The sequence below is a fragment of the Janthinobacterium sp. BJB304 genome (assembly GCF_002735765.1).
Lineage (GTDB): Bacteria > Pseudomonadota > Gammaproteobacteria > Burkholderiales > Burkholderiaceae_D > Janthinobacterium.
The window spans coordinates 23533-37499 of sequence record NZ_PDZN01000008.1 but is presented as its reverse complement, the minus strand read 5'-3'; the positions used below and the strand labels follow the sequence as shown (position 1 = coordinate 37499).

The following is a 13967-nucleotide window of genomic DNA, read 5'->3' as shown; positions in this document are numbered from 1 at the left end:
TGGCCTGTGCTTGTAGCTTAGGCCGCGGCGGTGGAGGCTTTTTGATTGGTATCAAGGCAAGGGAACACGGGGCCGGTGCGCCGTTGCCTTGGCCGCGTAAGGTAATATTGCGGCAGAACGCAGTGGAATGACTCCAGGAAAAGGTTGGAATGTGCTTGAAACAGTGAATGACGTTTGCATCAACGCCGCCTGCGGCCGGACCTTGCCGCTGCGCGTGGCGCATTGTCCGTTTTGCGGCGCGCGCCAGGTGGCGCAAGCGCCTGTTCTGGAGAAGGTAGTGGCGCCGCCGCCGGTGCCCGTCGCCCCGCCCGTGTTCACGCCGCAAGCCGCGCCTCAGCCCGTACCTCAGCCACTCTCCCCTCCCCAGCCGGCCCCGCCGCCGGCTGCCGCGCCGGCCAAGGCGCCGCCCGCCAAGCCTGCCGGCAGGGGCTCGGTGCCGCCGCCGCGCCCGCCCGTGCGCTTGCGCACGTGGATCGCGGCGGCCGTGGTGCTGACCGGTATCTGGTTTTATAACAAGCCGGCCGACAAGCCGGCCAGCGTGGCGGAACAGGTCGAGGCCGCCACCGCGCTGGCGGCGCAGTGCGACCTGGATGGGGCGCGCAGCGCGCTGGCCGTGCTGAAAAGCGCCAAGGCGCCCGCCTCGCAGATCAAGCGCTTGCAGGCGAATATCAGCAAGTCCGCCGCTACTTGCGACAGGCAACAGCAGCGGGCGCAGGCGTGGACGGCGTTGCAAGGCAGCGTCCAGCAGGCCCTCGACGCGGGCAAGCCTGAGCTGGCCGCCACGCGCCTGGCCGCCTATGTGAAGCGCTGGGGCGACGATCCCGACACCCTGGAACTCGACGCCAAAGTAAAAGTGGCGCAAGCCAGCGCCCAGCTCGACCTGGCCGACGCCTGCCTGGCCAAGGGCGACCGGATCTGCCTGGAAAACAGCCTGATCGCCGCCGAGCGCTACAAGCGGCCGGAACTGGCGGCGCGCACGCAGGCGCTGCGCGCGGCCTTGTCGCAATTGCTCGAACGTTCGCTGCTCGATGCGTCCCCGGGCCAGTAGCGCCAACAACTAAAACGCCCGCCGCTTCCCCTATCGACGCTTACTCTTGCGGCACCAGCGCCAGCGCGGCGCTGAAGTCGCCCATCGGCTTGCCGCCGTTGGCCACCAGCGCCTTGTCGCGCGTGCTCAAGCCGTCGAGCACGGGCAGGGCGAAGCGGTGCGTGATGGCGCGCAGGATCGAAGCCGAATCGTATTGCGTATGGTCAACTAGTCCCTTTTTCACGTACGGCGAGACGAGGATGGCCGGCACGCGCGTGCCCGGGCCCCAGCGGTCGCCCTTCGGCGGCGCGGCGTGATCATAAAAGCCGCCGTTTTCATCGTAGGTGACGATGACCAGCATGTTCTTCCACTGCGGACTCTTCTTCAGCTGGGCGATGACGCTGGCGATGTGCGCGTCGCCGTCGGCCACGCTGGCGTAGCCAGCATGCTGGTTCAAATTGCCCTGCGGCTTGTAGAAGGTCACGGGCGGCAGCTTGCCGGCGCCCGCGTCGGCCAGGAACTGGCCGTCGAAATCGCGCAGGTGGGCGGCGCGGTAGGCGGGCGCCTTCACGGGGTCCATGTTGGCAAAATAGTTAAACGGCTGGTGGTGGAACTGGAAGTTCGGCGGATTCGGGAAGCTGCCGGCGCGCGCGCTGGCCGTGGCCAGGGCCGTCGTGTCCTTCCAGGCGCCCGCATACCAGGCCCAGTCGATATTTTTGCCTGAGAGCAAGTCGCCGATATTCGTCTGCGTCTGCGGCGGCAGCGTGTTGGCCTTGCCCGTGTCCGCATACAGCTTGCTGCTGTCGGCCGATGCCGGGGCGTTGCTGCTGGGCTGGAACGGCGGCTGCATGGTGTTGACGGCGTAGAACATGCCCGTGCCGTCTGCCGGCGTCAGCGCGCCGTCGTTGGCGTAGGCGGGCGCGCCGTTCAGGACCGTGGTCGGCGCCGTGGCGGACGGCGTCAGGCGCACGAAGTTGCCGTTGGCGTCGACGTCGATCTTCGCGATCGAGCCTTTCGCCACCGAGGTGTCGGCGTTCGGATACGTGGGCGCGCAGGCGCAGATCAGATACTGGTGCGTGAGGAAGGAGCCGCCAAACGCGCTGATGAACAGGTTGTCGGCCAGCGCATATTGTTTGGCGATGTCCCACAGCTGCATCTTGCTGCCGTCGTAATAGCCCATCGACAGGCCGCCCGCGTCGGAATAGGCCGCGAACTTGTCGTTGGCGCCGCCGTTGATCTGCATCTGGTTGTTGTAGAAACGGTGCACGAGGTCGCGCGTGATCACCGATTGCGGCAGGTACAGGGGGCTGCCGGCATCATCGATCTGGAACGGCTTGTTCGGCAGGTTGGCCGATTGCGCCTGCGTGATGACGGTGCTCTGGCCGGCCGCCGTCATGCCGCCCCAGGTGGGCGGCAGCACGGGCAAGGTGCTGCCGTCATAGTCTTTCTGCGGCACGTAGGCGGAAGTCGACGTGGGACTGACGCCCGGCACGCCGTTCGCGCCCGGGAACAGGCCGTACAGATTGTCGAAGCCGCGGTTTTCCGCGTAGATGACGACGATGGTCTGGATATTGTTCAGCGCCAGGGCGCCGTTCAGGGCGGCCAGCGCGTCGGCCGGTGCCGCCTGCGCGCTGGCGCTGGCGATCAAGGCCGTCACGCTGGCGTTTTCCGCCTTCAGTTTCGCCAGCTCGTCGCCGCTGGCCTTGTTGAAGTCGGACGCCAGGCCCGCTTCGGACACGCCGATGCGCGCGGCCAGCTTGCTGCTGGCGGCCGCAAAGTCGCCGCCATTGCCGTCCATGACCTGCGCCAGTTCCGTCGACAGGGCGCTGACGAAGGCGCTGTGGCCGGCGGGGGCGCGCAGCAGCAGTTTTTGCGTGACCTTGCTGCCGCTGTCGCCGATGGCTTCATGGCGGATGGCGTCCGTGCCGACGGTCACCAGCACGGCGCCCTGGCCGTCGAGCGTGTAGCTGCCGTCGGCGGCCGTGCGCACCGTTGGCGAGCCGCTGTCGCACGTCAGCTTGGCAGTGCCGCTTTCCAGGCATACCTGGGCGTTTTCATAGTAGCTGCCGATCACCTGGCCCGTGGTGCTGGGCGTGATCGCATAATTGCTGCCGCAGGCGGCCAGGCCCAGCGACAGCAAGATTGGCAGGGGACGTAAGACAGGGCGAGCGTACGGTTTCATTGTTCATGCCTTCTGGGTGGAAAACGTCGCATGCTAGGCAGGCAATATGTCAGCTGCGTGACATGTCAGCGTCTGTTACATGACGTAATGTACGGACTTGATACATTACGTTTTGCAGGGACTTGTCACGCAGCGGTCACATACCGTTGCTACGCTGCCAGCCCATGATGAAAACGAAGCCCTCACTGCTGCTCGCCTTTGTAGCCGCCTGCCTGCTGGCCGCCTGCCATCCGGCAGCGCAAAAGGAAGCCGCGGCCAAGCCCGCCTATCTGGCGGGCGCCTACGCGCCCACCCTGCCACGCCAGCCTTCCGTGGCCCAGATGACGGCCATGGGCCGCGCCATGTTTTTCGAGCCCAGCCTGTCCGTGTCGGGGAAGATGTCGTGCGCCAGCTGCCACAGTCCCGAGCACGCGTATGGCCCGCCGAACGGGCTGGCGGTACAGCTGGGCGGCCCGGAGCTGAAAGATGCGGGCACGCGCGCGGCGCCCTCGCTGCGTTACCTGCAGACCGCACCGGCCTTTACCGAGCACTATCACGACGACGATGGCGACGACAGCGTCGATGCGGGCCCCACGGGCGGGCGCAACTGGGATGGCCGCGCCCAGTCCGGCCATGAGCAGGCGCTGGCGCCGTTGCTCTCCCAACGCGAGATGGGCAACCGCGACGCGGCGGCCGTCGTCGCCAAATTGCGCGCTGGCCCCCTGGCGGCGCAATTTCGCCAGACGTATGGCGCCGACATTTTCGAGCAGCCGGGCCAGGCCTTGCGTTGGGCGCTGATGTCGCTGGAAGTGTTCCAGGAAAGCCCGCTAGATTTCTATCCGTACACGAGCAAGTATGACGCCGTCTTGCGCAAGCAGGCCGTTTTGAGTCCGCAGGAAGCGCGCGGCCTGGCCCTGTTCAACGATGAGCGCAAGGGCAATTGCGCGTCCTGCCACATCAGCCAGATCACTTCCGGCGGCGCCTTTCCCCAATTTACCGATTACGGCTTGATCAATATCGGCGTGCCGCGCAATGGCAAGCTGCCGGCCAATGCGGACCCGGCGTTCTTCGACATGGGACTGTGCGGCCCGGACCGCACCGACTTGATGGAGCACAAGGAGTACTGCGGCAGCTTCAAGACGCCGTCCCTGCGCAATGTCGCCCTGCGCAAGGTGTTTTTCCACAACGGCAGTTTTGACAGTCTGGAGCAGGTGCTGCGCTTTTACGTGCAGCGCGATACGGCGCCGCAAAAATGGTATCCGGCAGATCGAAACGGCAAGGTGCGCAAATACGACGATTTGCCGCCGGGGCTCGAGGCGAATGTCAACGTGGAAGCGCCGTTCGACCGCCAGCCGGGCCAGGCGCCGGCCCTGAACGAAGCGGAGATCGCCGACGTGATCGCCTTCCTGCATACCTTGACGGATGGCTATCGGCCGGCCTCTGCGGCACATTGAACGCATGCTAAAAAAATATCAAGATACCATTGCTTACAACTACGCTACAAAAGCCTGTTTTTATGTGCGTTAGCGCACGCTAGAAAATTTTAGGCAGGTGTATATTGCGAACTGATCTGTGTCTTTTGATAACAATGAAAGGGAATACCATGAAAGCAAGCAAAAATTGGATGACCGTGTGCGCCGCCGGGATGATGGTTGTGGCACTGGCTGCCTGCCAGAAGAAGGACGATGTCGCCGCCGGTCCTGCGGAACAAGCTGGCCAGAAGATCGATGCGGCCGCTGCCAAGGCTGAAGCCGACATCAAGGCCGCCGCGACCAAAGCTGACGCCGCCGTGAGCCAGGCCGCTTCTGATACGGGCGCCAAGATGGACCAGGTCGCCGCTGACGCCGACAAGAAAATGAGCGAAGCGGCCGATGCCGTCGGCAAGAAAGTGGAAAAAGCCGGTGAAAAGATGCAGGACGCCGCGCACAAGTAATCACCGTCATCACCGCGCCAGGACCAGCTAACGCCGGCCCGGTTCCCGCAGCTGTCGTCAGGTGACGGCAGCTGCGGCGACGCCATCGCCCGCTTGGCCGCCTGGCGTCAACGTCTGCGTTCCAGCCGTCTCCGTCCTGTCCGCCTCGTCCATCCCCCCCAGCACCACGCTCAAATCGACAAAGCCGTCGCGCCACGCGCGTTCCAGGTCTTGCTCCACCGCTTCCAGGGTCGTTCTTTCCACCTGATGAAAACCGCGCAAGCCATACGCCCGGTTGCGCCCGTGCGCCTTGGCCAGGTACAGCGCCATGTCGATCAGGTTGACGCTGCGTTCCCATGTGAGCGGCCGTCCCAGCGGCGCCAGCGGATAGGGCGCAAAGCCCACGGACACGTGCACTTCGATGGTCTGGCCCTGGTAGTCGATGCGTTGCGCCGCCATGCCGTTGAGGATGCGCCGCGCGATCTCGTCGAGCCCGTCGCGCGCGACGGCCGGCAGGAAGGCAAGGAATTCCTCGCCGCCCCAGCGCACGATCATGTCCGTTTCGCGCAACACGTCGTGCAGGGTTTCGGCGATCGTCGTCAGCACCAGGTCGCCCGCCGCATGGCCGTAAGCGTCGTTGATGTGCTTGAAGTGGTCGACGTCGAGCAGGAACAGCGCGCCCACGACATCGTCGCCGGCATAGGAGGGCTGCGGCTTGCCCGCATGGCTGCGCATGAATTCCTGGAAATGGCGGCGGTTGTACAGGGCCGTCAGCGGGTCGCGCGAACTCTGGCGCTTGAGTTCCTGGTTTTTCACCTTCAGCTGCACGTTCGCATGACGCACCTTGCGGTACAGCAAGCCAACGATGGTGGACGCCATGGCCAGTACCAGCGCCAGCAGCCACCACACGCGCTGCTGCAGGCGGCGGTTGTCGATTTCGGTGCTCTTCAGCTGATTTTCGCGGCTCAGCAGCTCGATCTGGCGCTGTTTCTTTTCCGCCTCATACTTTTCTTGCAGTTCATACACGGCCTTTTGCCGCTGCTTTTCGAACAGCTGGTTGGAAATGCCGCGCTCGCGGTGGTACGCAGTGACCGCGCCGCGCAGGTCGCCCGCCTTTTCCAGCGCCATGCCGTATTCCAGCAGCACGGCCTGCATTTCCGGCTGGTTGGCCGTGCGTTCGTAGTAGGCCAGGCCCGTGGCCACGCTTTGCTTGCCTTCCTGCAGCCGTCCCTGGCCGATCAGCGCCTGGCCGATGTTCAGCCGCGCCGTCGCCTCCACCTGTTCATCGTTGACGAGGTCCGCCGCCGTGATCGCTTCATTTGCATAGCGCAAGGCGCGCGCGTAGTCGCCTTCCTTGAGGTAGCTGTCCGACAGGTTGACGAGGGTGACGGCCACCATGCCGCGCGCGCCCAGCTGGCGTTCCAGCGCCAGGGCCGCCAGCAGGGCGCGCTGGCCCCGCTGCGGCTGCTGCGCGTCGAGCGCCAGCCCGTATTCCGTATTCTTTGCCTGCGCCATGCGGCCCGGTGACGCCAGTCTCGCGGAGACTGCCAGCAACTCGTCGAGCACTTCGAAGCCCTTGTCGTATTCGCGCATCTGCGTGTACAGCAGGGTGAGGGCATTCAGGGCGGCGGCCAGGCTGGACGGGGATTTGCTCTGGCGCGCCAGGTCGACGGCTGCCTGCAGCTTGGCAAGCGCAAACGGGAAATTGCCTTCCTCGGCCCACGACTGGCCCGCGCTGATGGTCGCTTGCACGCGCACGGGCAAGTCGTCCGTGCCATTGGCGATCTTTTCCGCCTCAAAGGCCAGCAGGTGCGAGGCGCGGCGCTCGTTGCGGGCAAACGTGATGTAGGCCTTGTTGAGTATGCCTTTTGCCAGCGCCACGTCGCTCTTGTTCATGCGGGCGTAGGCAATCAGTTCCTCGGCCAGCTGCATGGCGATGTCGTTCTGCCCCAGGCGCATGCGGGCGTTGCTCAGTTGGGTAAGGAATTCCGCGCGCACGGGCAGGGGAGCGCTGCGCGCCTGCGTTTCGACTTCCTGCAGCCGTTGCAGCGCGCGCGCGGGCACGTAGCGGCCGTCGTCGCGCACGGCGGCAAGATACTGCTCAAGGTCGCTGACCTGGGCGTGTGCGGCAGGCGGCAGCAAGCAGGCCAATACCAGCAGCCAATGCGCCTTTCGCCATGATGCCCGTCTCTGTCTGCCTGCCAACGTCCCGCTCCCGCAATGACCACCTGTCTGTAACAGATTATATTCTGTTGCAATCCAGAAATATCATGCAGTGCGCGGAAATTTGCGAAAGTGCACACTTTGGCTGTGCGTCAGCGCAGGGGCAGGGCGGCCGTGGCCGGCGGGCTGCCTTTCAGGCGGAAGATGGCGACGGCCGCGATCAGGGCTTGCGCCTGTTCCTGCAGGCTTTCGGCAGCGGCGGCCGCCTGCTCGACCAGGGCGGCGTTCTGTTGCGTGATGTTGTCCATCTGCGTGACCGCCTGGTTGACCTCGCTGATTCCCGCGCTTTGCTCGTGGCTGGCGCTGGTGATTTCGCTCATGATGGCGGCCACCTTCTGGATCGATTCCACCACCAGCGCCATGGTGCGCCCCGCCTCGTCGACGAGCTTGCTGCCGGCGTCGACCCGTTCCACGGAGGCGCCGATCAAGGTCTTGATCTCCTGGGCGGCGGCAGCGCTGCGGTGGGCCAGGCTGCGCACCTCGCCGGCGACGACGGCGAAGCCGCGTCCCTGTTCGCCTGCCCGCGCCGCCTCGACGGCCGCGTTCAGGGCCAGGATGTTGGTCTGGAAGGCGATGCCGTCGATGACGCCGATGATGTCGGCGATCTGGCTCGAACTTTCCTTGATCGCGCCCATCGTGCTGACCACCTGGGCGACGACGGCGCCGCCCTGCACGGCGACGGCCGAGGCGGTGGCGGCCAGCTGGTTCGCCTCGCCGGCGTTGCTGGCGTTTTGCCGCACCGTCGCCGTCAGCGTTTCCATCGAGCTGGCCGTCTCTTCGAGGGAACTGGCTTGCGCTTCCGTGCGCGCGGACAGGTCCGCATTGCCCAGCGCGATTTCGTGCGTGGCCACCGACATTTCGCCGGTGCCGCTGCGGATGTCGCCGATCAGCCCCGTCAGGTTGGCGTTAATGGTGTTCATCGCATGCAGCAGCACGCCGATTTCATCGGCTCGTTCGATGACGGCGTCGATGCTCAGGTCGCCGCCGGCGATCAGCTGCGCCGTGGCGATCGCCTGGTCCAGGCTGCGCTTGATGTGGCGGTACACGAGGAACAGGCACAGCAGCGAGACCATGACGGATACCAGCAGCACGCCGACCGTGACGGAGTAGGCCGCCATGGTGCCGCTCATCGCCGTCTGCACAGCCGCGCCCGTGCGCTGGTCGAGCAGGGTGAGGAATTCATTCACCGGCTGCATGATCTTCGCCTTGTTGCTGTGGTATTGGGCATCGTGCATGATGGCGCGGGCCATTTCCAGGTCCGGCGGCCCGGTTTTGGTGAAGTTGCCGCTGCCGTCGTCGAAGCGGCCCTTGACGGCGTTCATGGCGATCACTTCGGTCTTGACCAGGCCGTCCGAATTGGCTTGCGCTTCGCGCAGCTTGGCGAATTCCTGCTCGCTGAAGCCGGCCTTGCGCATCAGTTCTGCCAGCGGCACGGCGGGCCCCGTCGATGCGGGCACGGGCACGCCTGCCGCCACGAAGTCCCAGTAGATGCGCTCGTAATGGGCGGGGCGCGGCTTCTTGCCGTTGCGGATGTCGAGGATGTCCAGGTATTGCTGTTCGTACCTGGCGTCGCCGGTGACGACGTAGGTGCGGGCCAGCCGGGTCAGGTCGTCCGAGCTTTGCCGCAGTTCGTCGGCCAGCAGGTAGGACTGGTAGCGCGTTTCAGTGACGCGGTTCGCCTCGGCCTGCTTGCCCGCCACGCGGAACAGCGCCCACAGGCTGATGACGGAGAGCGCCAGGCTGAGGAGAAAAATGGCGGCAAAGATATTCCTGATCGATAGTTTGCTGCGCATGGTATCCCCCGGAAGTGTGGTTGGGGCCGTTGGCGCTGCCCGCCAGATGAATATACTCCCGTCTGTACGGCATTTTTAATGCCGTACAGAAAAAAAGTGGCGCCATGCAACGGCGCCCCATGGCTATCAAATTGCCAGTTGCTGCAGCAGGTAGAGGCGCTGGTACAGGCCGCCTTCGATCTGCATCAGTTCCTCGTGCGGTCCCGCTTCCGTGATGCGGCCATGGTTGAGCACGATGATACGGTCAGCTTCGCGGATGGTCGACAGGCGGTGGGCGATGGCGATGATGGTGACCTTGCCGCGCAACTCGTTGAGGGCCGTCTGCACGATCTGCTCCGTCTGGCTATCGATGCGCGACGTCGCTTCGTCGAGCAGCAAAATGCGCGGCTGGCCGGCCAGCGCGCGGGCAATCGCGATCAGCTGCTTCTGCCCCGACGACAGGCGCGAGCCGCCTTCGCCCAGCGGCGTGTCGTAGCCGTGTTCCAGCGCCGCGATGAAGTCGTGCGCATGCGCGGCGCGCGCGGCCGTCTCGATCTGCTGCTGCGTGTAGCCGCGGCCCATGTCGATGTTTTCGCGCGCCGAGGCGGCCAGCAGGAAGGGGTCTTGCGGCACCAGGCCCACGTCGGCGCGGAAGTGCTCGTTGTCGATGCTGTCGAGGGCGACGCCGTTGATGGCGATGCTGCCCTGCGTGACGGGGTAGAAGCGCAGCAGCAAGGAGAGCAGGGTCGACTTGCCGCTGCCCGTGTGGCCGACGATGCCAAAGAACGCGCCCTGGGGAATGCTCAGCGACAGGTCGTGCAGCACGGGCTGGTTTTCCACGTAGGCGAAGGTCAGGCGGGCAATGTCGACGGCGGGCACGTCGCTGCCCGTTTTCGCCTGCCGCAGGACCGGTGTCTCCCTTCCCTGTGCGTGTTCCAGCGCCTGCGCTTCGTCGAGCAGGGCCGAGACGCGCGCCGTCGCCACCACCGACTGCTGCAGCTGGCTGAACTGCATGGTGATCTGGATCAGCGGTTCGATCACGCGCGCGATGTAGCTGATGAACGCATACAGCACGCCCACTTCCACGGCACCCATGTCGCGGCGGCCGAAGCTGAAGATGACGACGGCCAGCAGCACGATGTTGAGCATGTCGAGCGCGGGGCGCAGCAGCCAGGCGTTGGCGCGCAATTCCTGCATGCGCGCCGTGTAGTGGTCCTGGTTGATGCCCGTGAAGCGCGCGCCGAAGCGCTTTTCCGCGTTATTCGCCTGCAGCACGCTCATGCCGCCGATCGATTCGGCGATCTGGCCGTTGATCTCGCTGCGCAGGGCGCGCGCGCGTGTGACGGCCGGCGCGCTCCAGCGCTGATACAAAAAGACGATGAGCAGAACGGCCGGCAGCAGGGCCAGCACGATCAGCATCAGCCGCCAGTCGAGAAAGGCCATGGCGGCCATGGTGCCGACCAGGACGATGGAGCTGTCGAGGATGACGAACAGCACCTGCACGTACAGCGATTTCACCGCTTCCGTGTCGTTGGTGACGCGGCTGACCAGCTGCCCCGTGATGGCGCGGTCGAAAAAACTCATCGGCAGGCGCAGCACGTGCTGGTAGACGGTTTCGCGCAGGCGCTGCACCGAGCGCATCGCCAGTCCGGACAGGCGCACCAGCTGCAAATAGCGCAGGCCGGAAGCGACCCAGCCCGTCAGCAGGCAGCCGCCCAGCAGCAGCGACATGCGCGTCCAGTCCAGGTGGCGCGGCAGCAGATGCTGGTCGATCAGGGCCTTGCCCAGAATCGGTCCCGTCACTTCGAGGGCGGCGGCGAGGATCAGCCAGAACGTGGCCCAGTATAGATGGCGCAGGTCCGGCGCGGCGGCGCGGCGCAGCAGGCCGATCGCCTGCACGGCCTGGCGGCGCACGGATGGCGTGGCGGTGGTGGCTTGGTCGTTCTTAGATGGCATCGAGGCTGGCCTCCAGTTGTTGATAGCGCCACTGGCTGGCGTACCAGCCGTCGCGCTGCATCAGCGCGTCGTGGTTGCCCGTTTCCGTGACGTGGCCGTCGCGCAGCACGAGGATCAGGTCCGCGTTGACGACGGCGCTCAGGCGGTGGCTGGCGATGATGGCGCTGCGCTCGGGGCGTTTGCGGCGCAATTCCTCCAGGTGCTGCAGGATGCGCGTTTCCGTGCCGGTGTCGACGGCGGACAGCGCATCATCGAGCAGCAGCAAGCCGTTGTCGGCCAAGAGAGCCCGGGCGATCGCCACGCGCTGGCGCTGGCCGCCGGACAGGGTGATGCCCTTTTCGCCCACGTGGGTGGCATAGCCTTCGGGGAACTGCAAAATGTCCGCGTGGATGTCGGCCAGCTGCGCCGCCCGCTCCACTTCCTCGCGCGTGGCGCCGGGGCGGGCCAGCGCGATATTGTCGGCGATGGTAGCGGAGAATAAAAAGGATTCCTGCGGCACCCAGCTGATGGCCGCGCGCAGCGCGTGTAAGGTGTAGGCGTCCAGCGCGTGCCCATTCCACGTGGCCGTGCCCGATTGCGGCGTGACCTGGCGCAGCAGCACGCGCAGCAGGGTCGACTTGCCGCTGCCCGTGGGACCGACCAGGCCCAGGGTCTGGCCCGGCTGCAAGCGCAGCGAAATGCCGGTCAGGGCCGGCGCCGTCTGGCCCGCATACGCAAAGCCGACGTCCTGCAATTGCAGGGGGCCGGGCGCGAGCGTGGCGATGCTGCCATGGTCGTCGATGGCCAGCGGCGCGTCGAGCATCGGCTGCAGGCGTTGCCAGGCGGCGCGGCCCCGTTCGATCAATGACAGTACCCAGCCGGCGGCGAACATGGGCCAGATCAGCTGGCCCAGGTACATGGAAAAGCTCGTCAGCGCGCCGATGGTCAGCTGGTCTTGCCATACCAGGTAGCCGCCCAGGCCCAGGGTCAGCGCCGTGGCCGCCGTCAGGGTCAGGCCGACGGCCGGTTCGTACGCCGCTTCCCAGCGCTGCGCCGTCAGGCTGGCGTTGGCCGCGTGGCCGGCCAGGGTGGAGAACTGCTTGCTGCTGCGCTCTTCCAGGCCCAGCGCGCGCAAGGTGCGCACGCCCGATAAGGACTCTTGCACATGGTCGTTCAGCGCGGAAAAGCGTTTCAAGGAATCCGTGGACGCCGTATGGATATGGCTGGAAATGCGCCAGAAGGCCAGTCCCATCAGCGGGAAGGGCAAGAGGGCGATGCAGGCCAGGCGCCAGTCCACGCCCAGCAGCATGATGCCGAGCACCATCAGCAGGGTCAAAGTGCCGTCGAAACCGGCCAGCATGGCTTCGCCGGCGGCCATTTCGATGGCGTCGATATCGTTCGTCGCCAGCGCCATCAGGTCGCCCGTGCGCTGATTCTGGTAGAACGACGCGCCCTGCTGCGACATGCGCGTGTAGAAGCGCGTGCGCAGCATCACGCCCAGCTGGTAGGCGGCCTTGAACAGGGTGATGCGCCAGCCCACGCGCAGGAAGTAGATGACGACGCCGACGGCGAGCAGGGTCAGCAGCTCAAGCCACAGTTCTGCGGCCGTCATGCGGTGTGCGGCCAGCGCGTCGATGATGGCGCCCACGCGGCGCGGGATCCAGACGGTCAGTGTTGCCACGCCTGTCAGCATGAAGGCGGCGGCGGCATACGCCGGCCAATGCTGACGCACGAAGCCGGCGATGAGCCTCGATAAACTCATGGTTACCTTTTGTTTTGAGTAATGGGGTGTCGCGGGGCGGAAGGACGGGCACGCGGACGGAAAGTACGCGTAGGATACAACAAGGCGGAAAAGCGCGCTGTGGACGGGCACGCAAAAAACGGGCCGTAGCCCGTTGTTTTGCCGCATCAGTGCCGTGCGCGAAGCTTACTTGCGGCCGCTGCCTTTGCCGCCGCCCAGCATGTCGAGCTGTTTCGATGGCGCTGCCTTGGCTGCCGCCTTGGCCGCTGGCGCAGGGGCGTGCTGCACGGCGGCCTTGGCCACGGTCTTGCCGGCAGTGCTGGCCGGCTTGGCGGCGGGTTTGCTCGAAGGAAATGACTTCGCGGCTGGCTTGGCGGGGGCTGGCGCGGCGGCTTTCGCTGGTGCGGCGGCGGGTGCCGCTGCGTGCTTGGCTGCTTCAGGCTTGGCCGCCGGCTTGGCTTCCACCGCTTTGGCGGCGGGCTTGTCTGCGACCTTCTCGGCCGCTTTGGCAGGCGCTGCTTCCGGTTTGGCTGCCGGCGCGGCGGCAGGTTTGGCTACTTCAGCAGGCTTGGCGGCAACGGGGGAAGGCGCCGCGGCCGGCGCTGGTGCAGGCGCAGGCGCAGGTGCGGGCGCCGCGACGGCCAGGACAGGTTTGGCTGCTGCAGGAGCCGGGGCGGTTGCGGCTGCTGGCGCGGCCGCTTCGAGGCGGGCCTTGGCTGTGGCCAGCAATTCCGCCTGGGTGCTCGAGGCGATGCCGAACAGCTGGCGGCTGTAGGCCAGCACGCTCTCGATGTTCGGCTGCGCCTGGCCGGTGCTGTAGCTGAAGAAGTCGCGCGGGTCCTGCGTTTCCAGCAGGTGCTGCGCCGTTTCCGCTGTTTGCGAGATGGCGGCCTTGCCGGCGTTCAGGTTCAGGGCGATGATTTTCTCGGCGCTTTCGAAGACTTTGCTGGTCAGGGTGCTGAAGATTTGCAGCTGGTTTTCCAGTTGCGACTTGGCGGCGCTGGAAATGTGTTCTGGAAGCGAAAACATATTTACTCCTTTGTACGGATTAAAATGCTGGCAAAACGCTCTGCAAAATCCCGAAAACCAGAGTTGGCCGCGTTTTGTAAAGTGGGTAGCGTGCTAAATAGCTGATCATAGACTTTTTATGATGCAACGCAATATGAATATTCTAGCGGTGATTCGAGTTAGTTGAA

General features: G+C 65.5%; 9 protein-coding genes. 3 read left to right on the top strand and 6 right to left on the bottom strand.

Annotated elements, in window-relative coordinates; all coding sequences use genetic code 11:
- Nucleotides 1-151: 151 nt before the first annotated feature.
- A complete protein-coding gene (locus CSQ95_RS11235) occupies nucleotides 152-1048 on the top strand; it encodes a hypothetical protein (protein ID WP_143449947.1) in 897 nt (298 codons plus the stop codon).
- A 40-nt stretch (nucleotides 1049-1088) separates the two neighbouring features.
- Here the strand turns inward: CSQ95_RS11235 and acpA are convergent, their stop codons facing one another.
- Nucleotides 1089-3209, bottom strand: a complete 2121-nt coding sequence (gene acpA / locus CSQ95_RS11230) for an acid phosphatase (RefSeq protein WP_099409579.1) — start codon at nucleotides 3207-3209, stop codon at nucleotides 1089-1091.
- A 164-nt stretch (nucleotides 3210-3373) separates the two neighbouring features.
- On the opposite strand from acpA, the gene CSQ95_RS11225 reads away from it, so the two are divergent.
- Entirely contained in the window at nucleotides 3374-4642 is a 1269-nt protein-coding gene (locus CSQ95_RS11225; protein WP_373631824.1) for a cytochrome-c peroxidase, read from the top strand.
- Nucleotides 4643-4791: 149 nt separating this feature from the next.
- Complete coding sequence (locus CSQ95_RS11220) at nucleotides 4792-5121, top strand: hypothetical protein (RefSeq protein ID WP_070218021.1); 330 nt, start codon at nucleotides 4792-4794, stop codon at nucleotides 5119-5121.
- Nucleotides 5122-5178: 57 nt separating this feature from the next.
- On the opposite strand, the gene CSQ95_RS11215 is transcribed toward CSQ95_RS11220, so the two are convergent.
- The 5 genes from CSQ95_RS11215 to CSQ95_RS11195 form a co-directional block, all read right to left on the bottom strand.
- Nucleotides 5179-7032, bottom strand: a complete 1854-nt coding sequence (locus CSQ95_RS11215) for a tetratricopeptide repeat-containing diguanylate cyclase (RefSeq protein ID WP_070218027.1) — start codon at nucleotides 7030-7032, stop codon at nucleotides 5179-5181.
- Between the two features lie 383 nt (nucleotides 7033-7415).
- Nucleotides 7416-9116, bottom strand: coding sequence for a methyl-accepting chemotaxis protein (locus CSQ95_RS11210; RefSeq protein ID WP_099409578.1), 1701 nt, complete (start codon nucleotides 9114-9116; stop codon nucleotides 7416-7418).
- Nucleotides 9117-9242: 126 nt separating this feature from the next.
- Nucleotides 9243-11051, bottom strand: a complete 1809-nt coding sequence (locus CSQ95_RS11205) for an ABC transporter ATP-binding protein (RefSeq protein ID WP_099409577.1) — start codon at nucleotides 11049-11051, stop codon at nucleotides 9243-9245.
- Entirely contained in the window at nucleotides 11041-12792 is a 1752-nt protein-coding gene (locus tag CSQ95_RS11200) for an ABC transporter ATP-binding protein (RefSeq protein WP_099409576.1), read from the bottom strand. The genes CSQ95_RS11205 and CSQ95_RS11200 overlap by 11 nt, the downstream gene beginning before the upstream one ends.
- A 165-nt stretch (nucleotides 12793-12957) precedes the next feature.
- Nucleotides 12958-13800 carry a phasin family protein gene (locus CSQ95_RS11195; RefSeq protein ID WP_099409575.1) on the bottom strand — a complete coding sequence of 281 codons (843 nt, stop codon included), beginning with the start codon at nucleotides 13798-13800 and terminating at the stop codon, nucleotides 12958-12960.
- Nucleotides 13801-13967: the final 167 nt, after the last annotated feature.